The organism is Pseudomonas sp. NPDC089408, assembly GCF_044749445.1.
Taxonomy (GTDB): Bacteria; Pseudomonadota; Gammaproteobacteria; order Pseudomonadales; family Pseudomonadaceae; genus Aquipseudomonas.
Genome location: NZ_JBIVHY010000018.1, coordinates 33,546 through 55,640, shown reverse-complemented (window position 1 = coordinate 55,640; position 22,095 = coordinate 33,546). Strand labels below are relative to the sequence as shown.

At 59.7% G+C, this 22,095-nt stretch carries 12 protein-coding genes and 5 tRNA genes; 11 read left to right on the top strand and 6 right to left on the bottom strand.

Going from position 1 to position 22,095, the window contains the following annotated elements:
- Positions 1-48: 48 nt before the first annotated feature.
- Complete coding sequence (msrB, locus tag ACIP02_RS22775; protein ID WP_400620928.1) at positions 49-444, top strand: peptide-methionine (R)-S-oxide reductase MsrB; 396 nt, start codon at positions 49-51, stop codon at positions 442-444.
- Positions 445-458: 14 nt separating this feature from the next.
- Positions 459-947: a glutathione peroxidase gene (locus ACIP02_RS22770; RefSeq protein ID WP_400620925.1), complete on the top strand. Its 489-nt coding sequence runs from the start codon at positions 459-461 to the stop codon at positions 945-947.
- Here the strand turns inward: ACIP02_RS22770 and ACIP02_RS22765 are convergent.
- Positions 937-3,294: a response regulator gene (locus ACIP02_RS22765; protein ID WP_400620922.1), complete on the bottom strand. Its 2,358-nt coding sequence runs from the start codon at positions 3,292-3,294 to the stop codon at positions 937-939. The two genes, ACIP02_RS22770 and ACIP02_RS22765, sit on opposite strands and share 11 nt — an antisense overlap.
- 203 nt (positions 3,295-3,497) lie before the next feature.
- Between ACIP02_RS22765 and ACIP02_RS22760 the strand changes: the two genes are divergently transcribed.
- Positions 3,498-4,385, top strand: a complete 888-nt coding sequence (locus ACIP02_RS22760; protein ID WP_400620919.1) for an ATP-binding protein — start codon at positions 3,498-3,500, stop codon at positions 4,383-4,385.
- Positions 4,386-4,868 carry a GAF domain-containing protein gene (locus ACIP02_RS22755; RefSeq protein ID WP_400620916.1) on the top strand — a complete coding sequence of 161 codons (483 nt, stop codon included), beginning with the start codon at positions 4,386-4,388 and terminating at the stop codon, positions 4,866-4,868.
- 129 nt (positions 4,869-4,997) lie between these two features.
- Here the strand turns inward: ACIP02_RS22755 and ACIP02_RS22750 are convergent, their stop codons facing one another.
- A complete protein-coding gene (locus tag ACIP02_RS22750; RefSeq protein WP_400620913.1) occupies positions 4,998-5,765 on the bottom strand; it encodes a hypothetical protein in 768 nt (255 codons plus the stop codon).
- 319 nt (positions 5,766-6,084) lie between these two features.
- Between ACIP02_RS22750 and ACIP02_RS22745 the strand changes: the two genes are divergently transcribed.
- The 5 genes from ACIP02_RS22745 to ACIP02_RS22725 all read left to right on the top strand — a co-directional run bounded on the left by ACIP02_RS22745 (position 6,085) and on the right by ACIP02_RS22725 (position 6,649).
- Positions 6,085-6,160: transfer RNA gene (locus ACIP02_RS22745), tRNA-Glu, on the top strand.
- 4 nt (positions 6,161-6,164) lie between these two features.
- A tRNA-Gly gene (locus ACIP02_RS22740) sits at positions 6,165-6,240 on the top strand.
- A 92-nt stretch (positions 6,241-6,332) separates the two neighbouring features.
- Positions 6,333-6,408 (top strand) — tRNA-Glu (locus ACIP02_RS22735).
- A 3-nt stretch (positions 6,409-6,411) separates the two neighbouring features.
- A tRNA-Gly gene (locus ACIP02_RS22730) sits at positions 6,412-6,487 on the top strand.
- Between the two features lie 86 nt (positions 6,488-6,573).
- A tRNA-Gly gene (locus tag ACIP02_RS22725) sits at positions 6,574-6,649 on the top strand.
- Between the two features lie 107 nt (positions 6,650-6,756).
- Here the strand turns inward: ACIP02_RS22725 and ACIP02_RS22720 are convergent.
- The 4 genes from ACIP02_RS22720 to ACIP02_RS22705 form a co-directional block, all read right to left on the bottom strand.
- Complete coding sequence (locus ACIP02_RS22720) at positions 6,757-7,839, bottom strand: fimbrial protein (protein ID WP_400620910.1); 1,083 nt, start codon at positions 7,837-7,839, stop codon at positions 6,757-6,759.
- Positions 7,836-10,361, bottom strand: a complete 2,526-nt coding sequence (locus ACIP02_RS22715) for a fimbria/pilus outer membrane usher protein (RefSeq protein ID WP_400620907.1) — start codon at positions 10,359-10,361, stop codon at positions 7,836-7,838. The genes ACIP02_RS22720 and ACIP02_RS22715 overlap by 4 nt, the downstream gene beginning before the upstream one ends.
- A 246-nt stretch (positions 10,362-10,607) precedes the next feature.
- Positions 10,608-15,653, bottom strand: a complete 5,046-nt coding sequence (locus ACIP02_RS22710) for an RHS repeat-associated core domain-containing protein (protein WP_400620904.1) — start codon at positions 15,651-15,653, stop codon at positions 10,608-10,610.
- On the bottom strand, positions 15,650-16,864 hold the full coding sequence (locus tag ACIP02_RS22705; RefSeq protein ID WP_400620901.1) for a hypothetical protein: 1,215 nt from the start codon (positions 16,862-16,864) through the stop codon (positions 15,650-15,652). The genes ACIP02_RS22710 and ACIP02_RS22705 overlap by 4 nt, the downstream gene beginning before the upstream one ends.
- Positions 16,865-17,090: 226 nt before the next feature.
- On the opposite strand from ACIP02_RS22705, the gene ACIP02_RS22700 reads away from it, so the two are divergent.
- Positions 17,091-18,920 (top strand): hypothetical protein, encoded by a 1,830-nt coding sequence (locus ACIP02_RS22700; RefSeq protein WP_400620898.1) that lies wholly within the window; start codon positions 17,091-17,093, stop codon positions 18,918-18,920.
- Positions 18,921-19,087: 167 nt separating this feature from the next.
- The gene (locus ACIP02_RS22695; RefSeq protein ID WP_400620895.1) at positions 19,088-22,072 is read left to right on the top strand and encodes a hypothetical protein; all 2,985 of its coding nucleotides are present in this window, start codon (positions 19,088-19,090) and stop codon (positions 22,070-22,072) included.
- The last annotated feature ends 23 nt before the right edge of the window (positions 22,073-22,095 follow it).

Here is a 22,095-nt window from a genome sequence, read left to right as displayed (position 1 = left end):
CCCGGAAAAGACGGTGCGGGGTGAAATTCAGCCTGCCGAGGTCCCTACATGAAAAAGATCGAAAAAACCCTGGAGGAATGGCGGTCGATGCTCGACCCCGAGCAGTACCAGGTCTGCCGCCTCAAGGGCACCGAGCGACCGTTCAGCGGCAAGTACAACAGCGAGCGCCGTGATGGCATTTACCACTGCATCTGCTGCAACCTGGCACTGTTCGACGCGCAGACCAAGTTTGACTCAGGCTGCGGCTGGCCGAGCTTCTATGCACCGATCGAGGACAGCGCGATGATCGAGGTCCGCGACACCTCCCACGGCATGATCCGTACCGAAGTCACTTGCGCCCGCTGCGATGCGCACCTGGGCCACGTGTTCCCCGACGGCCCGCCACCGACCGGCCTGCGCTACTGCATCAACTCGGTGTGCATCGACCTACGCCCGCGCGACTGACCGGAGCTCGACACATGGCCGAATCGATGCTGGGTATCAAATGCGTGACACTGGGCGGGGAGCACAAGGTACTGGGCGACTTCCCGGGCAAGGCGCTGCTGGTGGTCAATACCGCCAGCCAGTGCGGCTTTACCCCTCAGTACAAGGGCCTGGAGCAACTGTGGCAGGCCTACCGCGAGCGCGGCCTGGTGGTGCTGGGCTTTCCCTGCAACCAGTTTGGCAAGCAGGAGCCGGGCGATGCGCGGGAAATTGCGCAGTTCTGCGAGCGCAATTTCGGTGTGAGCTTCCCGCTGTTTCGCAAGGTCGAGGTCAACGGCCCCGGCACCCACCCCCTGTATATCGAGCTGAAGCAGCGCGCCCCGGGCCTGCTCGGCTCGCAGAAAATCAAGTGGAACTTCACCAAGTTCCTGGTCGACCCGGCCAGCGGCCAGGTCAGGCGTTATGCCCCAACCACCAAGCCACAGGCGCTGGAAGCAGACATCGAGCGCCTGCTCAGCCGTTGACGGGCACCCAGTGGTCGACCAGCGCCAGCAGCTCTTCACGGCGAAACGGCTTGGCCAGGTAGTCGTTCATGCCCGCCGCCCGGCAGCGTTCTCGCTCTTCGGGCATGGCGTTGGCGGTGAGGGCGACGATGGGCAGGTGTGGCCAGCGGCCGCTCTGGCGGATGCGCCGGCTGGCCTCGTAGCCGTCCATCACCGGCATGTTGCAGTCCATCAGCACCAGGTCGAACTCGCGCTGCTCCAGTAGCTCCAGGGCCTCGGCACCCTGGGTGGCCAGTTGTACCTGGCAGCCGAGCTTGGCCAGCATGCCCTTGGCCACCAGTTGGTTCACCGGGTTGTCCTCTACCAGCAGAATGCGCGCGCGGCTTTGCCCAAGGGTAATGGCCGGGGTGGCCAGCGGGTGCTCGGGCTCATGGCCTTGCAAGGTGCGGCGTAGCGTCTGGTACAGGGCGTTGCGCGCCAGCGGCCGGGCCAGCTGATGCAGCGGTGCCAGCGCCAGCGACTGCTCGTTGGGCAGGAAGTTGCCGTAGGCGGTCACCAGCAGGATCGGGGTTGTCAGTGCCGGGCGCAGCTCGAACAGCTGGTCCACGTCGTCGGTGATCAACAGCTCCATCGCGGTGGCGTCCAGGGTCGCAGGGCTATCATGCCGTTGGTAGCTCAGGCCCCACGCGGGCAGCAAACCTTGCAGCAACTCATTCAGCCCGCTGCCGGCTGCACTCAGCACTGCCACGCGGCCGTGCAGCGGCGGCGGCGCGATTGCCTCGGTGTGTACGGTCAGCGGCAGCTCGGCAGTAAAGCAGCTGCCAAAGCCGGGCTCCGAACGGATATGCAGGTGACCTTGCATGGCTTTGCACAAGTTGCGCGTCAGCGCCAGGCCCAGGCCGGTGCCGCCGTACTGGCGGGTGATGCCTGCGCCGGCCTGGGTAAAGGGCTGGAAGATCCGCGCCTGGGCTTCTTCGGGGATGCCGATGCCCGTGTCACGGACCTCCAGGCGCACGCCGCCGACAAGGGGCACCAGGCGCACGTCGACGCGGCCGAAGCGGGTGAACTTCAGCGCGTTGGAGAGCAAGTTACTGACGATCTGCCGCACCCGCGTGGGGTCGCCAAGTACGCTGCTGGGGAAGTTGCCGGCGATCAGGCAGGTCAGCTCCACGCTTTGCGCGGTGTTCTGCGACAGCAGGTTGGCGGTGTCCTCGACCATCGAGCCCATGTCGAAGGCAATGCGCTCCAGCTCCAGTTGGCCGGCATCGAACTTGGACAGGTCGAGGATATCGTTCAGCAATTCCACCAGCACCTTGCCCGAGTCGTGGGCAATCGCCAGTTGCTGGCGCTGCTCGCTGGGCAGCGGGCTGTCCAGCGCCAGGGCAATCATGCCGAGCATGCCGTTGAGCGGGGTGCGGATTTCATGGCTCATGTTGGCGAGGAAGGCGGCGCGGGCCTGGGCCATGTCCAGCGCTCGGCTGCGGGCTTGTTCCAGCTCCTGGTTGGACAGGCTCAGGCTGCTGTTGCTGGCTTTCAGCTCGTTGGTGCGCGCCGAGACAATGTCTTCCAGCTCGTTGAGGTACTGGGTCAGGCGGTTTTCCGCCGTGCGTCGCTGTTCAATCTCGGTGGCCATGCTGATGAACTGCTGGTTGGCGACCTTCACCAGCACACCGATCTCGTCGTTTTCGTGCCCGTGCGGGCATTCCAGGCGGGTTTGCCGGGGCTTGCGCGGGTCGCTGCCGCTAAGCGCGCCGATCACCGTGACCAGCGGCTTGGTCAGCATCATGTAGAACAGTGCCAGCAGGATGCCGGTCAGTACCAGGCTGCGGGCAAAGCCGTTGAGCAGGGTAATGCCGGCCCGGTCGAGAAAGCGCCCGCCGAAGGCGTAGGTGTCGACGTCCAGGTACAGGGTGCCGAGGTATTCCTCGGGCATGTGGGTGAGGTACAGGCGTTCCTTGAACTGGCGCTGCTCGCCGAACAGGAAGTCGCTGAGCGGCCGGTAGCTGTCCTGCAGGCGCGGGCGCTCGACATCGGCCAGCACGGTTTCGTTGTTGTCGATCAGCCGGGCGCGGATGATGGCCGGTGACTGTAGCAGGCCGCGGGTCAGCTCCAGGGCCAGCTCCGAGTCGATGTTGTAGGCGATGCGCGAAGCCGGGTTGTGGCTGATTTGCAGCAAGGCGCGCACTTCACGGTTGATGGACGCGTCTTCGCTGGCATAATCGATGCCGATCTGGATGAGACTGAGCAATGTTCCCAGGATGAAGCCGACCAGGACTGTCAACCGGGCTTGCTTGTATGACAGGCGATTGGTGAACTTGATATCCATGAGTCCCGAGCCGGTTTCCCGTTCCTTGCGCTGCGCAAGCATAGCCGATCAACCCCGGCTGCTGGTGGGTCTGTCGCATATTCAGCCTTGATTGCTCTATTGGCCTGTGGCGGCCTCTTCGCGGGTAAACCCGCTCCTGCAGGGACACCATTGCCCCCAGGCTTGGTGCAATTCTTTGTAGGAGCGGCTTTAGCCGCGAAGAGGCCCGCACAGCAAACCCAAATCTGAATCCCTAGGAGCCCCTGATGGACACCCGCTTGATTGCTTTCCTCGACCGCGCCGAATCGGTACTGGCACGCCTCGAACCCCTGTTGCCCGCGCCACGCCCGAACATCGACTGGGCCACCACCCTGGCAGCGCGCTGGCAGCGCGATGGCCGCAGCGGCTACTTGCTGCCGCTGGAAGTCAGCCTGGACATTCGCCTCACTGACCTGATCGGTGTCGACAAGCAACGTGACCAGCTTGGCCGCAATACCCACCAGTTCATCAACGGCCTGCCGGCCAACCACGCACTGCTGTGGGGCTCGCGCGGCACTGGCAAGTCGTCGCTGGTGCGCGCTCTGCTGGCCGAACACGCGGATGCCGGCCTGCGCCTGATAGAAATCGAACGCGATCACCTGGCCGACCTGCCACGTGTGGTCGAGCAACTGCAGAAGTTGCCGCAGCGCTTTATCCTGTTCTGCGACGACCTGTCGTTCGAAGCCGGGGAGGGCGACTACCGGGTGCTCAAGAGCGTGCTCGACGGCTCGCTGGAACAGGCCCCGGACAACGTATTGCTGTACGCCACTTCCAACCGCCGCCACCTGGTGCCGGAAAAGCAGAGCGACAACGAAAACTGGAAAATGGTCGACGGCGAACTGCACCCCAACGAAGCGGTGGAGGACAAGATTGCCCTGTCTGACCGTTTTGGTCTGTGGCTGTCGTTCTACCCGTTCAGCCAGGAACACTTCCTCGACGTGGTCGAGCACTGGATCGGCCAGCTGGCGCGCCCGGCTGGGCTGAGCTGGCAGCGTGACGAAGCACTGGAAATCCTCGCCGTGCGCTGGGCCACCGGCCGCGGTAACCGTAATGGCCGTTGTGCCTATCAGTTCGCCCGCTACTGGGTCGGGCTGCAATTGCTGGAGCAAAAGTAAATGATCGACCTTAATGCCAGTGGCGCCGGCCTCGACGGCTACAACCTGCTGGCGGCGCAAGTGCAGGCGCTGTTTGCCGACGAGCGCGACTTCATCGCCAACGCCGCACAGTTTTCGGCGTTTTTGTACAACCAGGTGGACGACCTGAACTGGGCGGGGTTCTACCTCAACCGCAACGAGCAACTGGTGCTGGGGCCGTTCCAGGGCCAGGTGGCTTGTGTGCGCATTCCGTTCGGCAAGGGCGTGTGCGGGGCGGCGGCGGCTACCCGGCAGACCCAACGGGTAGCGGATGTGCATGCGTTCCCGGGGCACATTGCCTGTGACAGTGCGTCGAACAGCGAGTTGGTGATCCCGTTGGTGAAGGAGGGCAGGCTGATTGGGGTGCTGGACCTGGATAGCCCGAAGGTTGGGCGGTTCAGCGAGGCGGACCAAGTGGGGCTGGAGCGGTTGGCAGCGATTTTTCTGAAGTTGACTGACTGCTGATGGGTGTGTCGCCTGTGCTGGCCCTTTCGCGGCTAAAGCCGCTCCTACAATGATCGCATCAGGCCAGAGGGCAATGCGGTCCCTGTAGGAGCGGCTTTAGCCGCGAAGAGGCCGGTACAGGTTAAAGCATCAGTCGTACATCGCCTTTTTCTTCCAGGTCTCTTCCTCGTCGGTCTTGAGCCCGTCAGTCAGTTCGTTGTGCTCGTCCTCGGCCGGGGTCATGCGATCAAGCACCTGGGCATTGGCCCGGGCCAGCAATTTCTCAAGATACGTCAGCTGCTCTTCATACACCTTCGGCTCCGGCTGCTTGCGCAAATACTGCACGCCGCGCTCGAACGCCAAACGCGCCTGGCCCGGCTGGCCTTTTTGCAGGGCCTGCTGGCCAAGGTTGTTGAAGAACTCGATATGCAGCAGCACCAGGATATGGCGAATTTCCTTCACCCAGTGCTTGGCCTCGGCGGCAGGCAGGAAGCCTTCCTGGGCGGCGCGGGTCACCTGGGTGTGCAGCGCCTCCAGCAAAAAGCGTACATCCTTGGCCTTGACCTCGGTGTGGATCGGGTTGGGCGGGTTGTTTACCGGGATCTTCTCGCCCAGGCCAATCAGCCCTTCCAGTTCGGCAATGCGTGCCTTCAATGCTGGGTTGTGCTTGTCCACCGCCAGCTGGCGCTGGTTCAGGTTGAGTTCCAGGCGGGTCAGCAGCAGCTTCAGCGCCGGGGTCATGAACTGGCCGGGGAAGGTTTCGGTGATTTCGCCACAACGGCGCAAGCGGTCTGCCAGTTCGACCTTCAGCCGGGCGCGCTCGAGCTTGCCGTTCTCGACCACATTGTTGAGGTAGCCGATCACGATCAGCAACGCGATACCCGCCACGATAAGCAGGGTGATCAGGAGTGGTGTCACCGTTAATGCCTCATTGAAGAAGAATTACAGGTTTGAGTGTAGTGAGTTTGCCGAGGCACGAATAGCGGCTATATGCCTGCGCAGTCCCTGTGGGAGCGGGTTTACCCGCGAAAGGGCCGGCACAGGCAAACCCTCTCTCTATATCGACCACCCACCCCGCATCTGCACCCCAACCCACCCGGAAGTCATTGATTTAAATAAATTTCTACAAAGGGGTTGACGCCTGTTCGAAGCATCCATAGAATGCGCGCCACTTGCAGCGTAAAGCACACAGCGAAACGCGGCAGGGAGTGAAAGCAGGCAGAAATGCCAGCAGCGTGTCCCCTTCGTCTAGTGGCCTAGGACACCGCCCTTTCACGGCGGTAACAGGGGTTCGAGTCCCCTAGGGGACGCCATATTGCGGGAATAGCTCAGTTGGTAGAGCACGACCTTGCCAAGGTCGGGGTCGCGAGTTCGAGTCTCGTTTCCCGCTCCAAATTCTCCGGCAACGCTTAACGGCGGGGCAGGAAATAAAAACCCAGTCTGAATCGTAAGGTTCAGGTGCTGGTGCACTGAAAAGTGTTGTGTGTCCCCTTCGTCTAGTGGCCTAGGACACCGCCCTTTCACGGCGGTAACAGGGGTTCGAGTCCCCTAGGGGACGCCAAATGCGGGAATAGCTCAGTTGGTAGAGCACGACCTTGCCAAGGTCGGGGTCGCGAGTTCGAGTCTCGTTTCCCGCTCCAGTTTAAAGACTGTGGCGTTCGCACGGTGCAGTGGTGGTGAGGGTCGTCAAGGCGCTTCACGCCGATTAGCGGTAAAGCTTCACAATGCGGGAATAGCTCAGTTGGTAGAGCACGACCTTGCCAAGGTCGGGGTCGCGAGTTCGAGTCTCGTTTCCCGCTCCAAACATGTAACGCAAAAAGGAACCTTCGGGTTCCTTTTTGCGTTTTTGCGTGCCTGATTTTTAGGCCCTGCCCATGCGAACCAGGCGTTCGCATGGGCAGGGTCGAACTCAGCGATAACTGATGGTGAAGTCGAGCGCACCTTTGGCCAAGCCGGGGGTAACCCGGTCGTCCGTCTGGTAGAAATGCGCACGGTAGGGCAGGCGGGTGATCGGGAGTTGCAGCTTCTGGTTGCTTGATACGTGCTCTTGCAGGGGTACGGGAACGCCGCTGTCATCGGTAATCTGTATGCCGATGCCTTTCGCTGTCGAGCCGTTGCCCAGGCTGAACAGGCCCTGTTTCGGGTCGAGCGCAACCGAGCCGTCGGTGCCTGTCAGGTAGAGGTAGGCGGTGGCGGTGCTCGACACCGGGTCGTCCTCGCAGTCGCTCAAGGTGATGTGAAATGGCATGCTGGTGGTGGTGGTGCCCTTGGCGGGGAAGTCCGCCACGGTGTGGCTGCCCAGGTCCACAGGGTCGGCACTGACGGCGTCGCTTTTCAACGTGCACTGTGCCTGGTTCAGGTTGGCGCTGAGCCGCAGGCGAAACGCATCGGGTACATCCGTGGTGCTGCCATGGGCCAGTTCTTCATCCAGCATCACCGGCCCCGCCGCGATGGGGCCGGTCTTGACCAGCGTGACCTTCATGCCCATCGGGCCGATCGCAAGGGGCACGGCCATGGTGCTCATGTTGGTGCCGTAGTAGGGCACGGTATTGTCGCCGCTGGCCGATCTGAAGTTGTTACCGGCTTGCCCGGCAAAGGGCCAGCCCATCTCGATTACGGCGCCAACCCCCTTGATCCGGGTTCTGAGGACCTTGTTGGCGAAACGCCCGTTGCCCAGGCGCGCTGGCAGGTTGTGCAGCAGTGGGGTGGTGGGGTTGACATGTGCTTCCAGCAGGCGGTCGCTACTGTTACGGCATTCGACGATGATATTTGCCGGATCGGTTAAAAGCGGAGGAAAGCGTGTCGTGATGATTGGCTCTCCAACAGGCAGGTCCCGGGGCACCCATACATCCTTGAAATCTGCCGTGAATATGGCGGGGCCGGCGCCACCGAGGGTGGTGCAGCCTGAAACGGCATGGGCAGCCTGCGGGATGAAAGGCAGGCTGGCCAGCAACAAGGCGGGCAGCAGGGCCAGGCGATAGGGGGTGTTCATTGGCTGTTCCTGTCGGAAGGGGCTTGGCAGTGCAGGGTCTGCAGGCGGTAGCCTTGTTCAAGCGGCAAGTTGGCGGGGGTGATATCGAAGCGGCATAGCTGTTCGCTGCCGGCGCTCCACCTGGCCAGCAGCTGCTGTTGCTCAAGCTCGGTGGCGACCAGTGCCTGGCCACCTTGGCCGACTACCGCCAGTTGCTGGCCCTGGGCATCGCTGACCTGTGCGCCAAACGGCAAGGGCTGGCCATCTGCCTGCAACAGGGTCAGCACCAGGCGGTTGACCCGGCGGGCCGGGAATTCGGCCAGCACCACGGCGCCGCGGCGTGGCACCACCTGCGTGGCGCCATTGTCGATCTCGATTTCCGGGTCGAGCTGGTCCAGTTGCAGCACCAGCGGGTTGGCCCGGTAGGGGCGCAGGTACGGTGCCAGTGCATAGCCTGCGTGGTTGGTCTTGCCCTGTTGTGCCTGGCTCACCCCGACCCCGGCGATGTCCGGCACATGCACCACGGCATTGGTTTCGCCCATGAACGGCGCCAGCAGCATGCCGCCGCCATGTGCCAGCAGGGCACCGCTGGTGCTCAGCGACAGGTTGCGGTAATCGGCGGCTTCGCTGTAGCCCATGCCGTAGTTGGCATGGCTACCCTGGTAAGCCAGCGACAGGCTGCCGCTGCGCTGGGTGTCGTTGGCCAGTGAGGCGCGGTAGTTCAGGCGCCGGTCGTCGAAGTGGCCGCTGAGGCTGGCGCGTTCGCTGTGCTTGCCGGCGCTGCGCTGCATGTCGAACGTGGCGCTGGAGGCGTGGGCAAAATCCAGTGGCAGGGTGATGCCCACGCCGATGATGCGGTCGCTGTCGCGCGACGAAGTCAGCGACTGCGAGGCGAACAGGTTGAAGCTGATGTTGTGCGGCAGCTGCGTGTTGTATTGCAGCTGGTATTGGCGCCGTTGCAGGCTGCTGTGCCAGTAGTCGTCCTGCGACAGGGTCAGGCTGAGCGCGCCGGCGTTGCCCAGGTGCTGGTACACCGAGGCTTCCAGGCGGCTGCGGCGGTTGCCCAGGTACAGGTCGGAGGCGTTGCGCTGCTGCACGGCTTCGTCGTAGTCGCGGTAGCCGACGGTGGAATAGCGGTAGCCGGCAAAGCGCAGGCTGGTGCCGCTGTCGAAGGCCTTGCCGTAGCGGGCCGAGAAACTGTTGCCTTGCACCTCGCCCAGCGCCGGGCCAAGGTCGCTGGTGGCCTGGGTGAGGTCCAGTGACAGTGCGCCGAGTGCGCCGAAGTCGCGCGCAAGGCCCAGGATGGTGGCGCGGTAGTAGTCGCCACCGAGCACGCCGGTGTATAGCGTGCTGTCCCAACCGATACCGCGGGCCAGGGTTGCCTGCCACAGCGCAGGCGTGTCGGCCTGGTTGGCGCCGTGGTAGCGGCCCATGGCCAGGTCGTAGCGCCACACACCTGCGCGCATCAGGTTGCCGAGGGTCGAATAGGGCTGGATAAAGCGGCGTACCTGGCCATCGGCTTCGGTCAGCACCACTTCCAGTTCGCCGCTGCTGGCGCCCACCGCAAGGTCGTCGATTTCGTACGGGCCGGGGGCGACGAAGGTGGAGTAGAGCGGGTAACCGTTCTGCAGCACCTCCAGCTTGGCGTAGGTTTGTGCTACGCCGCGCAACACCGGGGCGTAGTTTTGCATGCCGTCGGGCAGCATCTCGGTGTCGGAGGCCAGCTTCACGCCCTTGAACGGCAAGCTGCGGAAGATTTCACCCTGGGTGAAGGTTTCGCCGAGGGTGAGGGTGCCCCAGCGCGCTGGCAGGTCGCGCTGGGCGTAGGTGTTGCTGCGCGTCCAACGCATAGCGCCTTGCGGGTTTTCGCGCAGCGCCTGCTGGCTGCGCAGGCGCCAGCCGTACAGGTTGACGCCGCTGTTCAAGTACAGGTCCTGGCTGCTGCGGTTGCCACTGCCACGCCGGTTGCTGTGCTGGGCCGAGGCCTGGTAATTCATGAAGGCTGCATTGATGCCGTGGTCCCAGTGGCTTTCGGCAATGGCACCGCTGGTGTCGCGGCGCAGGTAGGACTGCGGGATCGACAGGTTCAGGCGCAGTTTGCCGGTATCCAGGTCGGCACTGGCGCCGGGCAGTTGTGTGGTCAGGTCGATGCAATTGCCGTCATCAGCGGTTTTTGCTGGGGCCAGGTTTTGCTCCCGTACGCCAATTTCACTCAGCAGCCCTGTACTCAGGCATGGCGCCAGCTCCTGGCCCTGGCTGCTTTCGTGCAGCGCGATTTCCCGTCTGCCCTGCGTGCTGAGGTTGACGTACAAGTCCAGCGTGTAGCGGCCGGCGTTGAGCGGGCGGTGCTCGGCCAGAGCGCGCAAGGCCAGGGCGCCGGCATCGGCCGGTTGCCCCGGGCTTTGGCGGATGAAGCCGGGCTCGAACTGCAGGTCGGGTGGGGCAGCCAAGCCTGGCAGGCTCAGCAGGCCGGTGCCAAGCACGGGGAGGTGGAAAAAGCGCAGGCGTGACAGCGCCTGCCGGCGTTTGTGGGGCTTGAGCATGACGGATGCCTGGGTTGGACATTAGAGCGCGGCGGTTAGGTGGGGCCGGCGTTGGCAAGCGAGGTGTGTTTGGCTAGGGCGAGGCGGTCGCTTGATGGGGGGAAGATAAGGAGAAAGTAGGGGGGAGGGCTATAGGACTAGTCTGTGGTGGAGCGGGAAAAGTCGGAGATGTCGACAGTGTCTTGAAAGGGCGGTGTTGATGAGTTACGGCAATGCAGGAAGTACCTGCATTGCCGTACAGTGATTTTAAAATTGGGACCTATACTCTTTAGCCAGAAAATCTCTATATCGTTGGACGTTATTGGCGATTTCTTGTCGGGTAAACACGCCCAAATGCAGTCCATTGTTTGATTTCACTTCAATCACACCGGTACCACTAAACTCGAATCCATCTGGTGGCGGTGGAAGTTCAATAGATTGAGCTTCACTATGGTTGCTAGTCGAGCTGCTACGCCTGGAGTGCGCAGGCGATCCCTGAGGAGATATTATGCCATCGTGTGATTCGGACCGATTGCTGAATGATTGGCGCGGTCCCTGGGATTCATAATCCATAGGTGGATCTTCAAGAACCACTGGATCAGTTTGAATGTATGCATCTTTGCGCTGCGGGTTCGAATTATCGCCCCCTTCATTATTTTGCTGTTCAAGCTTTTTTTTCTTGGCCGCTTGCTTATCCCGCGCCCCTTTGACCATACCTGCTGTCAACGCCAATGTGCCGGCTATCGACAATGCCAGGTAGGAAATGCGAAGTTTCTGTTGCATTTCGGGGTCTTTCACAAACTCCGCCGCCACCTGCGTGGCCGCCGATGCTAGTGTTGCGGTCACACCCAACCCTATCACGGCTACGGCCAGAGGGGTGGCGGCACCCGCCGTGACGATGGCAAAGCCAACGGTCAACACCACGTTCATCACCAGCACGCCGATGTTCAGCCAGAATTCAACCCCACGTTTCTGCTTCTCTTTCTTCGGATCATCGTTCGAGCCCCAGCCGCGGCTGTAATGCCCGGTGGGGTCTTGCCACATCACCGGGTTGCCCAGGCAATACACGTAGGGGTTGATACCGGCCACTTCAGGGTCCATGTTGTCCGGGCTGTGGAAGCGCATCAGGCCCGGGTTGTAAGCGCGGTAGCCACGCCCCAGCAGGTACCAGCCTAGTGCCTGCTCGCGGGCTTCGGCATTGAAGCCCAGCAGGCCGAGCAACTTGCCTTCTTCCACCTCGCCATAGGCGCTGTAGCTCGCTTCATGCACCGTGCCGTCGGTCGTGCACTCGGCCAGCACGCTGTTGTTGTTGCTGGTCATGTACAGGCGTGTCTGGTTGGCTTCGCCCGACTGTTGCAGGCCAAGCGGAATCTCGCCGGCGTACAGGTACTGGGTCAGCACGCCATCGCGCAGGGTGCTGCTGACGCGATAGCCCTCATAGCGGCGTTGTTCCTCGGCCTGCGCGCCGTGACGCACGGCCAGCAGCTGGCCGTGGCCATCGTAGCGGTAGTTGGCCAGGGTCGTGCCGTCCGGGGCGGTGACACTGGACAGGTAGCCGGTGTCCTCGTCGTACACCAGGCGGTTGCCTTGCTCGTCCTTGAGCATGTTGCCGTCGGCGTCGTAATCGTCCTTGGTGAACGTCACCCGTGCCGGGTAATCGGCAGTCAGCGAGTGGCTTACGCTTTTCAACTGGAATGGCGAGTCTTCGAAGTATTCGTAGAACGCTTCGTCGATTTCGCCATCTGCGAATTCGCTGAGGCAGAAATAGATGTTGTCGTACGCGTCAAATTCAAACGCCTGATTAATGATCGGGCGGCCCTTGCTGTTAGTCGGCAGCAGGCTGCCTTCGCACTTGTGGTTGTACACGCGATCACGGGGATCGTATCCAAAGGTTTCTGTCAGCACCGGTACGCCGGCTTTGATCAGCGTGCGGCTGTGCAGCATGTTGTCTTCGCGCCACTCCTGTTTCAGTGTGCGCTCATCGAGGGTAATGTCAGACCGGCTCAATTTTAGGGTGCGCGACGTTTCCCGGCCGCGATGGTCATAGGTTTGCGTGCATAGCAGTTCCTGCGTGCGGCCGGCCTCTGCGCTGTTGGTGGTGAGTGTGGTATGTAACAGCCCCGCACTGTTGTATTTGAACGCCGCATGCAGCGTGCCCTGGGTGATCGAGCGCAGCCTGCCTAAGTCATCGTGGTCATAGATCTTTCGGCTGCTGTCGCTGTCACTGGTCTCCAGCACGCGCCCTTGCAGCGAAGTGAGGAAGTCACGGCTATAGGCGTCGCCTGGTTGTTTACCGGCCCAGCTTTCACTTAGCAGGTAGCCCTGGTCGGTGTAGCTGTACTGGCGTGTACCTTGCTCGTTTTCCGCTTCGGTAATGTCCGCCGTGGCCATGCTGTACTTGAAGCTGGACGGCTTCAGGCTTTTCCCCGCAGTGATAAGCGTTGGCGCGGTGCCGACGGCCAGGTCGTAGGTGTAGTTGAAGGTGCGCCCAGACTTCATGACCCGTTTTTTTGGCAGCATCTGCGCACCGGGGTACTCGCGTGTTTCCTGGTGCGGGCCAATGCTCATCTTGGTCAGCCGGTCCAGATCGTCGTACTCGCGCTTGCACACCGCAAGCCCGGCATCGTCTCGCTGCGGGTGCAACAGCAGGCTGGTAGCCAGTTCGTCGGTGCTGTGGCCGGCGAACGTGCGGCTCAGTGCCGAGCCATCCGCGCGATCGGTGCGCTGCATGCGCCCCCAGACGTCGTATGTGGAACGGGTGGTGCGTGTGTCTTCGACGCGCGCTGCGTGCACGCCGCTTGCCGGCACGCTGAAGGTGAAGGTTTCTTCGACGCTGCGCCCAAAGCCGTCATAGCGGTATGCTCGGGTCGATTCCGGGTTACCTTCCCCGTCCTGCGTTTGCACGTGTTCGGGTTTGTCGAAACGGTTGAAGGTGGTGACACTCTGGTTTTTACGCACGCCGGGTTGATCGGGGTACTCCTGCCAATTGGTGACGATATCCCCTTCGCTGCCGAACGGGGAGCGTTCGGTGCGTAAGGTCACTTTGTCCGGCCGCTCGGTAGCGCACCGGTTACCCCAGTTGTCGTATCGATGCTGGCTGGTCAAGGCCAGTTCGCGGCCGGGCAGGTGGTCGTAGGTGGTTTCTTTTTCCAGCTGGCCAAAGGCGTTATACGTGGCCGAGTAGACCTGATACGTCCGCTTCGCCCTGGTCGTCGAGGCCACCTCCTCGCATACCCGCTCTTCCTGGATGGGGCGGTTGAGGCCGTCGAACAACACGCGGTTGATCACGCCCAGGTTGTCTTCGGTTTCCTGGTAGTTCCGGTCTGCCGACACTTTATAGCGATACTGGATTCGAGCGCGTCTTTCATCATCGTCCGGAGCGGAGGTTTCGCTGATCAGCCGGTTGCTTGTGTCATAGCTGAAACGCGTGACCGTGTTGTGAATGTCGAGGTTTTCCAGGACCTGGCCTGTCAGCGCATGCTGGAGCTGTTTCGATACCTTCTGGCTCAGGTTGTACCCGGTAGTCGTCTGGCTGGTCTGGAAGACATCGCCCAATGCCTTGTGGGCATTCAAGCTGTACTTGCATTCGACGGTGGTGGTGGCGCTGGCCAGCACTTTACCCAGTGGTGTGCCATCATGCTCGCCAACCAAGGTAGTTTCACGCTTGCTCAAACGCCCATGCAGTTGGGAATTCGCGGGGTTGCTGAGGTAGTGGCGCCGGATCGTCGAGATTTCGCGAGGTGATTGCGCATTGGAGGCGTCGAACACTTCTTCCTTTTCGATGGCCAACCAGGTAGCGGCAATTTTGCCGTACTCCGGCAGGTCTTTGCGGCCTTGCGCAATATCCAGCGCTGCATAGGTAAAATCCGTACGCACTGGAATTGCCCCTTCTTCAACCTTGGCAAGTGCGCTCGGGTAGGCCGTCTGGCTTTTGACGTGTTTCCTGAAGCCGTTAGGCTCAGCCGGGCATCTTTCGGGTTCGCCCTTGGCGTCGAAGTATTCCAGCTCGGTGTACGAGCCATCCTGGCGGATTTCTTTGGTCAGGTTGCCTTCCCGGTCGTATTCGGTGGTGACAACTTCGGAGCGCTTCTGGTTGGCATCATCCTTGATCTCCCAAGTGGTGGTAACCGTACGTGCCATCAGGTAGATGGTTGGCTGCTTGGCGAACGGGTCACCCAACTCGCCGTGATAGGTCATTTGGGTGCGGGTAATTTCCTTATCTTGGGCGCGGGTTTCCATCGTTGTGCGGTGGAAGCGGTCATAGGTGGTGGTGACGGTGCGGTCAGCCTGGCCCACACAGCGCTGGGTCATCTTGCTCCAGTAGCTGTAGTCCGCGTTGGTAACTTCATACAAGTTGTCGCGGCCGCTGTTACTCCAGGTAATGCTGCTGCCATTACCCATGAAGTTCTCGGTGGAGTAGTCATAGTCCGTGCGCATTTCAGGCTGGCCATGCCCTGGCAATACCCGATGGCGCTTGACCCGCGGCAGCTTCTTGTCGACGCCCGGCAAAGCATGGCCGGGGTCATCGTCGATGCCATACTCGATGACTTCCACTGCCCCCGAGGGTGAAATCACTTTCGACACGCAGGTCTGTTCATGCACCGTCAGGTAGTCGAACTGCCACTGGCTCTGGTCGGGCATTACGGCGTGCTTCAGTTGTCGCCCGTTGAACTTCAGCACATGGCTCGCCCGCACATCATCGGCGTCAGGAAAACGGGTGAACTCGGTATTGCCGCCGTACGTCACCCGCAACAGCAGGCGCCCTTTGCCGGGGCCATCGGGGCGGCCCTCGTGTACTTCATGCAGGCAGAACCAGCCTGGGGAAAGCGGGTTGTCGATATAGCTCAGCTCGATCCATTGCCCGCTCGGTGCGTAGATGCGCGTCGGCAAGGCCACCCGCTGTGCGTTAGCGCCCTTGTTTTCCAGTACTTCGACAACGCCGGTACGGTGCACGACGCGGAAGCGATCGTCGCTGTCCTTGTGGAAGTGAAACGTATCGAGCTTTTTCTCGCTGATGCTTTCAATGCCATCCACGGTGAACTGTTCACCGGTAGACAGTGACAGGGCACTGCCGCCTTCAGGGTAGGCGTGCTCGACAAACCGGGTGAGGTTCAGGTCCCAGCCTTCGCCATAACCGATATCGCCTCCGCCCATCGAATTGTAAGCCAGGCTTAGTGAGAGGTTGGGCCCTGTACCGCTGTTGGCGACCAGTTCAGGAAGGCCGATGTTGACGCCGTATTGCCCGGTACGGGGATCGACGCGTTTCTCGACGGCGAAGTTGTTGGCGTTGGAATAGGCTGCCAGGCTGCTCATGGGGTCACCTGATGTTTAGATGTGGGGGGGTAGAACAGCTGGCCGCAACGGTACTCGGTAGGGCCATTTTCATCGGACTTGTGAGCGCGGCCGATCATGACTTTGCCATCGCCACAGCTAAATGTGGATTGGTATTCGTACGCCCAGCCTTCCCATTCACCGGGTTCTACGATTAGCTGGTTGTCCTTGGCTTCTTCCTGCAGGTACAGGGCGGAGCAAGTGTAATTGGTAAGCCCGTTCTCATCCCCTTCATGTTTGCGCCCGGTCATTACTGTGTTCGGAGGGCAGGTGAAATAGACAGGGTCGACTTGATCTTTGTGGTAGGTTACAGCCTCGTTACAGTCTTTGTCTGGCTGTTCGTCACCTACCTTTCCAGGTTTGCGTCTTCCGCATTCAGGGAACTTAGCGGACGTAAAAGTCTTTTTGGTCAGGAAGGTTTCATGTTCATAGCCTTTGATGGCTGTGCAGAAGTAACTCGTACTGCCGTTTTCGTCTCCAGTGTGCCAGCGCCTAGTAATGACTCTCCCGTCTTTGCATTCGAAGTCACTGTCCTTTTCATTAACTACACTCAAAGTGCTGTCACCTAACGCCACGGGTTTAAGCACGGGTGTGTTGGCGTCGTCCGAGATTTTAATTTCCAGGCAACTTAACTTGCGTGAAACTCGCCCTGCACCGTTGCTGGTTTTTTCTGCCAGCTTGAATCCGACGGGTGATTCGCCTTTGTCGTTCGGGTAATCGAGATATTTGCCTTGCTCGAACTCCACCAGGCGATCAATGCCAATTTCCGGGAGCTGTGATGGCTGGCGTGTAGTTTCCAGCCGGATCACAAAACTCTTATTATCTTCAGGGTCGTCTTGTGTGTAGAACGTGCTGTCTAATGCCGTGCCACACAGCCAATCGTCGGTCAGTAGAATTTCAGCGGCAGAAGGGATGTCCTGCATGATGATCTCGGTGGGCTGCATGTCATAACAATTGCCCACACCTGGCCCGCCTTTATCGGCCAAGGAGAGCTTTAGGGTCTTGCCGGAGCCAGCAGCAGGGATATCCAGGTTGCATCGGCGTTCGCCGAAATCACCGATAGGCTTTGAGACCAGGGTAATGGTGCCTGCATTGGCGTAGGGGGTATTCAAGGAAAAAAGAATAAATCCGAAAGTGAATGAGAGTATTGCTGTTGATAGGTATCGGGTATGGCCCGCCCTTGTCGTGTTCATGGTGGTCGAACTCCTCACGTTAGGAATAACAGGTTGCTGATCGTTACCAGATCGGCCTGGTCATGCGCAGGTTAAAACACCTTATTCAGGCTGGCACCTAGCAGAAATGACAGGTAGGGCGTTGGGGCATTATGCGCTGGCCGGGACCTAGCATTTTTGCTAGTGGTCGAGGGGGCGCTGCAGGCGTAGAACGTGTTTTCAGCAATCCAGTTACGGAGTGATGGAAATGAGTTCAAAGGCTGATAGCAGCGCCAACGCCACCTTGGGTGCAGGCACGTATATCATTAACCCCAAGCCGATTGTTGAAGGGTTGACCGAGAAGTTTGAAGTGGATCTGGATGCGTTAGGTAGTGAGGATCTACGGGCCACTATTCAGGGTGCTGAGTTGAAGGTGGGGGACGTCGTACTCTCGAATTGGCGAGGGTTGAGCCCAGACGGTGTTCCGTTCGACAAAGTGCAGGACGGTACCGTGGTCGAAGACGCTGCGAATGTCACTATAAAGATAGCCAATAAAACAGTGGTAGATGCCGGTGGGGGGTATGCCTTTTTATCTTATCAAGTAAATGATAGTGCTGCGCCAGAGTCGCTACGGCAGTTTTGCTATATCGGCCTGCGCCCACCCGAACCAGACCCAGATCCCGAGCAACTGCCGGTGGTGCAGGTGCTGCAATCGCATGGCCTGGAGATCAGCAAGCCGGATATCAAGGTGAATATACAGGTGGTAACGGCGGCTTATCAGGCCATACAGGAGGGTGACAAGGTTGAACTGACAGTTCGTCGCTTCAGAAGCACTGGCACCGAGTTATCCAAGTTGACAAAGCCCTTGCCTGCGGGGCAGACGTTCAAGGGTGAACCCCTCGAATGGCTGATTCCGTTATCGGACTTGAATACGGTCGATGTGGGAGGGCGCCTTGAAATCAGCTATACCATCACACTTAAAGACGGCGGCGAACGGGTGCCATCACGTGCTCAGACATTCATGATCAGGGGCGCCATAGACGACGGCACGTTGCTGGCACCCCCCAGCGTGGATAATGGTGGCAGCGACGAAATCGAACCCGGCAATCATCCAAACGGTTTATCTATACGCATCGATGGTTATCCACAGCGCGCCGTCGGCGATTATATGGCGTTGGCCTGGGTATTGCCGTCGGGTGAGAAAGACTTGCAAATTATCCGCCTGGATGAAAGCAGCCTGCTGTCCGCACGCTTTACCTTGCGTATTGCCCAGGACGTGCTGCTTGCCAGTGTGGGTGCGGTGCAGGTGTTCTACCAGTACGGCCGCGAAGGCCGTTCGCAGACGTCACGGCCGTTATCGCTGAAGGTCGTAAAACCCCGCGCAGTGCCGCCCATGCCTACGGTCAGGAACGCCAAACAGGCAGGTGCGGTAGACGAGTACAACATCGACGCCAATGACATCAGGCGCAATGGCGCTTCCGTCATCATCCCTGGCGAGGCCGATGTCAGGCCAAGTGAACGCCTTGAAGTGCATTGGCAAGGTGAGCCGAATAGTGGCCGGACGGTTATCGAGAGCCCGTCTACGGAAGGCCCGAGGGTATTTAACGTACCTGCCGAATTTGTCGCAGCCAATATGGGGAATACCGAGTCCAAGCGATTCGAGGTTTTCTACCGTCTGGTCGATAACAACACAGGTGACTATTGGGACAGCAAACCCGTGAAACTGTTGGTATTGCCATTGCCAGTAACAGTGTATCCGCGTATTGACTGCCCTGAAGCAAATTCATCAGAAGAGCTGGTTTTAGTGCCCGCTGGGGCAACGCTTAAATTGGAATCCTGGGTGCTCATCAAGGAAGACCAACGCTTGAGTTTCTACCTGAGCGGTATCGGGCATGAAGGGGGTCCTATCAAAGAAACCGTGCGCAACGCGCTACCGGTTACGTCGGCAGAGGTCAAAAACGGTGCGAGTGGGGTGCTTGAATATGCCGTGCTGCGCAAGCTGAAAGTGGGCGCAAAGTTTCAGCTCTGGGCCAGTGTGAGTTTTGACGGGGATCAGTGGTGGGACTTTCCGAAACTTGATCTCACACTGAAAAGCTAGGCCGGCGGGCTTTATTTAAGTTGGTAGTTTGCCAGTGGGCTGAAGAAATGAGCAGGTGTCAGGCGATGTTGGCTGCCTTGGCAGTGGCCAAGCGCCCCCTGTCAACCTTGTTTCTTAGCGCTAATGAATGTGTGGCCCTTAGTTTGGCCAATGAATCGAGGGTTAAGATGATGACCGATCTTTCAAAGCAAGATATTGTAAAACGTTTGGCCGGCGGTAGCGTAATGAGGCGCTGGGGGGCGATTGCCGCGTGGGCGCGGGATCAACTCAACCTGCTGCTTCGCGATCAGTATCTCCAGGGTTATACCAGCCATTCGTTCATCGAGCCAATGAGCAAGCAGTTCGATCTGGATGAAGGTGGCGAACTGCGTGGCGAATTCCGCAACCTGGTTCTAGGCCCGCCGCAGCTCTCTTTCGAAGATGCCAATATGCTCTCGGCGGTGACCACTGTGCGGATGAAAATCCTCTCTGCGGAATACGTTCAATATGCCTACCTGCCAGGCAGCCCGCCGATCCTGCTCAGGGCCATGAGTGTGGATGAGGGCATGGACCATGCGGTCAGCGCACAGGTAGCGTTGAAGTTGCAGGGGAGTGCAAGCGGGCAGTTCACCCAATTGGTGCTGGCGCTCTCCGACGCCCGTGCCGACTCGCTTGAGTGTGAGCTTGGCACTACACCTTATACCTCGCGCCAGATCGGCAAGGCAGTTTTCAGTCATTGGGTTGAGCAACCCGGCTACCGTCAGGTTTATGTCCTGGCTCAGTTTGACCGCGAAGATTACGCTTCGATGTCGCCTATGGGGATCAAGGTGTTGACCCAGATGGCGCCATGGGGGGGCAGGACCAACAAGGCGTTCAAGGACAAGGCCGCCAGCGAAGGCGATGGTGCCGTGGTGCTGATGATGCAGTTACGCTCGCATATGCTTCCAGGCACGCTCCCGCAACTGGGCGATGATTTCCCTTATCTAATTCCTGGTACGGCTGCCACAGGTGCCGAGCACTCAAGCACTTTGTTGCTTGACCCGGTCAACGAGGGGAAGCCCGCCGAGCCCTTGAGCCAAGTGCTCAGGCCTGTGCGTATGCCTAATGCACATCGGTACACGTACAGTGAAAGCGACAAGTTCGTGCCTGCCGATGTGGTCGGTTTTGGTCAGATATCACCCACGGAGGGTACCTATCGGGTAGACCCTGCGACATCGAGTATCGTGGCAAAGGGGACGTTGCCGTTCAAGCTGGAAGGCCGTACGCCCGTCAAGACATGGGCAACGGCAAACCTGACGCGGGCGTCTGCCAGTGGCGCCATCACCCCTACAGGTGTTTACTCGGCCCGTGATGCGGATGCCTTTACCGCCGATAGCCAGGTCTCGTTGGTGACGGGGCATTATGTGGATGGCAGTGGCAGCGAGCATTCACGCAGTGCGCTGGTGGTTGAGCGGGTCAGGCCGGTAGAGGTTTCCCCGCGCGTCATGGTCACTTCCGCCAATGAGGTACCGATCCTGCTGTCTGCCTCGAGCGAAGCGGGTGGAACCCTTCGCTGGGAGCTGATTGATGCTTCAGCCGCGCAGCGAACCCTGCAAGGGCCACAGCGAACAGGTAACCCCGGCAAGCACGACTTGGCCAGCGCATATAGGGCTGACCTCGGGAAGTTGGAGGACCTGGGCAATGGCCAGGCCAGGTTTACCCCCCAAAAAATTGCGCCAGGCAAACCCGAGATCCTGTTCCAGACCATCCGCGCTACGGACACTCAGTCGCAGGTATTTGCCGATGCGACGGTGGTTATCGTGACCTGGCCGCAACGCTTTGCTGTCGAGCCATTTTATGTAGCGGACTACAAACCGAACGCCACGGTGCCCTTCACGGTCAAGGATATTCCCGCCGGCTTGACGTGGCATTTGTTCGGCGAAGGCACAATCGACAAGGACGGTACCTATACCCCTCCGCAGGCAGCAAAGTCACCGGTCACCGTGGTGATGGCCGACGTCAATGACCTGTACAGCGGTTACGCAATCATCGAGCACCGCCCGGTGGTGCAGGCCAGGCCGGCGAATGTTGTCTGGGATGATCTCCTCGTGTTTAGTATCGAGTTGGTCAGCGCGGGCAAGTGCTATGCCAATGGCATGCAACAGATTGAAGTGAAAGTCACCATTGAAACCAAGATTGATGGGCCAGGCATTGCACCGCCAATCAGCGACGCAGAACTGGCCAGCCTGAAGTTGTTTAACGTTGAGGGGGGCAAGGTACTCGAGTTCCTGCCTGCCGGCGAAGAGGGGCTGGAGCCCGGCGGGGAAGCAAATTGGGCCGTGAGCCTGGATCGTAACCGGGTGGGAACGCGTCCGGCAAACCTGCAGGGTGAAGCGCGGGGGGAAGAGAGTACCCGACGCAAGCATTTATTCCTGATGAGCACCACTGTTGGCACGCTGGAAGTGGCTGCGCAGTTCACAAGCGATGACAGGGTCGTCTACCGCTCCACAAGTTATAACCAAGGCATTTCGAAAGTAACGGTGGTCGCTGAGCCTGTACCTATTTTTGCTACCGATGCCTACACCTTCAACCGTGTCCCGGTCAAAGGCTGGGAAAACCAAGGCAATGAAGACTTCGATAAAGTAGACGACACCACCGATTATTGGGTGCTGGCCGGCGCAAAAGGCGATGACTTCCAGACACTGAAATTCCTCAGGCTGAAGTTTGAAGACGAAAGCCAAGTGTCGATGATTCGCTGGGAGTCCGACCAGCGCAAGGAAAAATACTGCAGCTTTACCGGTTATGCATTCACGCCATTCGTGCGTGCGGGTGCGCGGCTCGCCGAGGGTACGGATAATCCGGAAGACCCGGAAAAGTATCTGGTGCATGATGGCCTGTTGCAGGCACTGGTGAAGCAACAAAAAGCGATCAGTGACTATCTGGATACTGAACTGGTTGACAGTCACAAGCCTGGGGCGGGAGACGTATGTTTTGCCCTGCACCGGGTGTCGGACTTGCCGCTATTTTACGATAAAGATCAAGCCAATGATAAGAAGTGGCGCAGTGCTTTGGAAAGGCCATTGTCATTCCGCTTGATGGATCAGAATGGAAACTGGCATAGGCTACGTGTGTCGTTCCATTTGGCGAGTGGTATCAAGGGCAGCCGTGACAAACTGACTTTCAACCTCATGTAAACAACGTAAAATTTAAGGTAGGT

What these genes read in the sequence shown, in the direction of transcription:
- ACIP02_RS22720 (WP_400620910.1), bottom strand. Translation starts at nt 7,839, where the DNA reads ATGAACACCCCCTATCGCCTGGCCCTGCTGCCCGCCTTGTTGCTGGCC.
- ACIP02_RS22715 (WP_400620907.1), bottom strand. Translation starts at nt 10,361, where the DNA reads ATGCTCAAGCCCCACAAACGCCGGCAGGCGCTGTCACGCCTGCGCTTT.
- ACIP02_RS22765 (WP_400620922.1), bottom strand. Translation starts at nt 3,294, where the DNA reads ATGCTTGCGCAGCGCAAGGAACGGGAAACCGGCTCGGGACTCATGGAT.
- ACIP02_RS22710 (WP_400620904.1), bottom strand. Translation starts at nt 15,653, where the DNA reads ATGAGCAGCCTGGCAGCCTATTCCAACGCCAACAACTTCGCCGTCGAG.
- ACIP02_RS22755 (WP_400620916.1), top strand. Translation starts at nt 4,386, where the DNA reads ATGATCGACCTTAATGCCAGTGGCGCCGGCCTCGACGGCTACAACCTG.
- ACIP02_RS22700 (WP_400620898.1), top strand. Translation starts at nt 17,091, where the DNA reads ATGAGTTCAAAGGCTGATAGCAGCGCCAACGCCACCTTGGGTGCAGGC.
- ACIP02_RS22760 (WP_400620919.1), top strand. Translation starts at nt 3,498, where the DNA reads ATGGACACCCGCTTGATTGCTTTCCTCGACCGCGCCGAATCGGTACTG.
- ACIP02_RS22705 (WP_400620901.1), bottom strand. Translation starts at nt 16,864, where the DNA reads ATGAACACGACAAGGGCGGGCCATACCCGATACCTATCAACAGCAATA.
- ACIP02_RS22770 (WP_400620925.1), top strand. Translation starts at nt 459, where the DNA reads ATGGCCGAATCGATGCTGGGTATCAAATGCGTGACACTGGGCGGGGAG.
- ACIP02_RS22695 (WP_400620895.1), top strand. Translation starts at nt 19,088, where the DNA reads ATGATGACCGATCTTTCAAAGCAAGATATTGTAAAACGTTTGGCCGGC.
- msrB (WP_400620928.1), top strand. Translation starts at nt 49, where the DNA reads ATGAAAAAGATCGAAAAAACCCTGGAGGAATGGCGGTCGATGCTCGAC.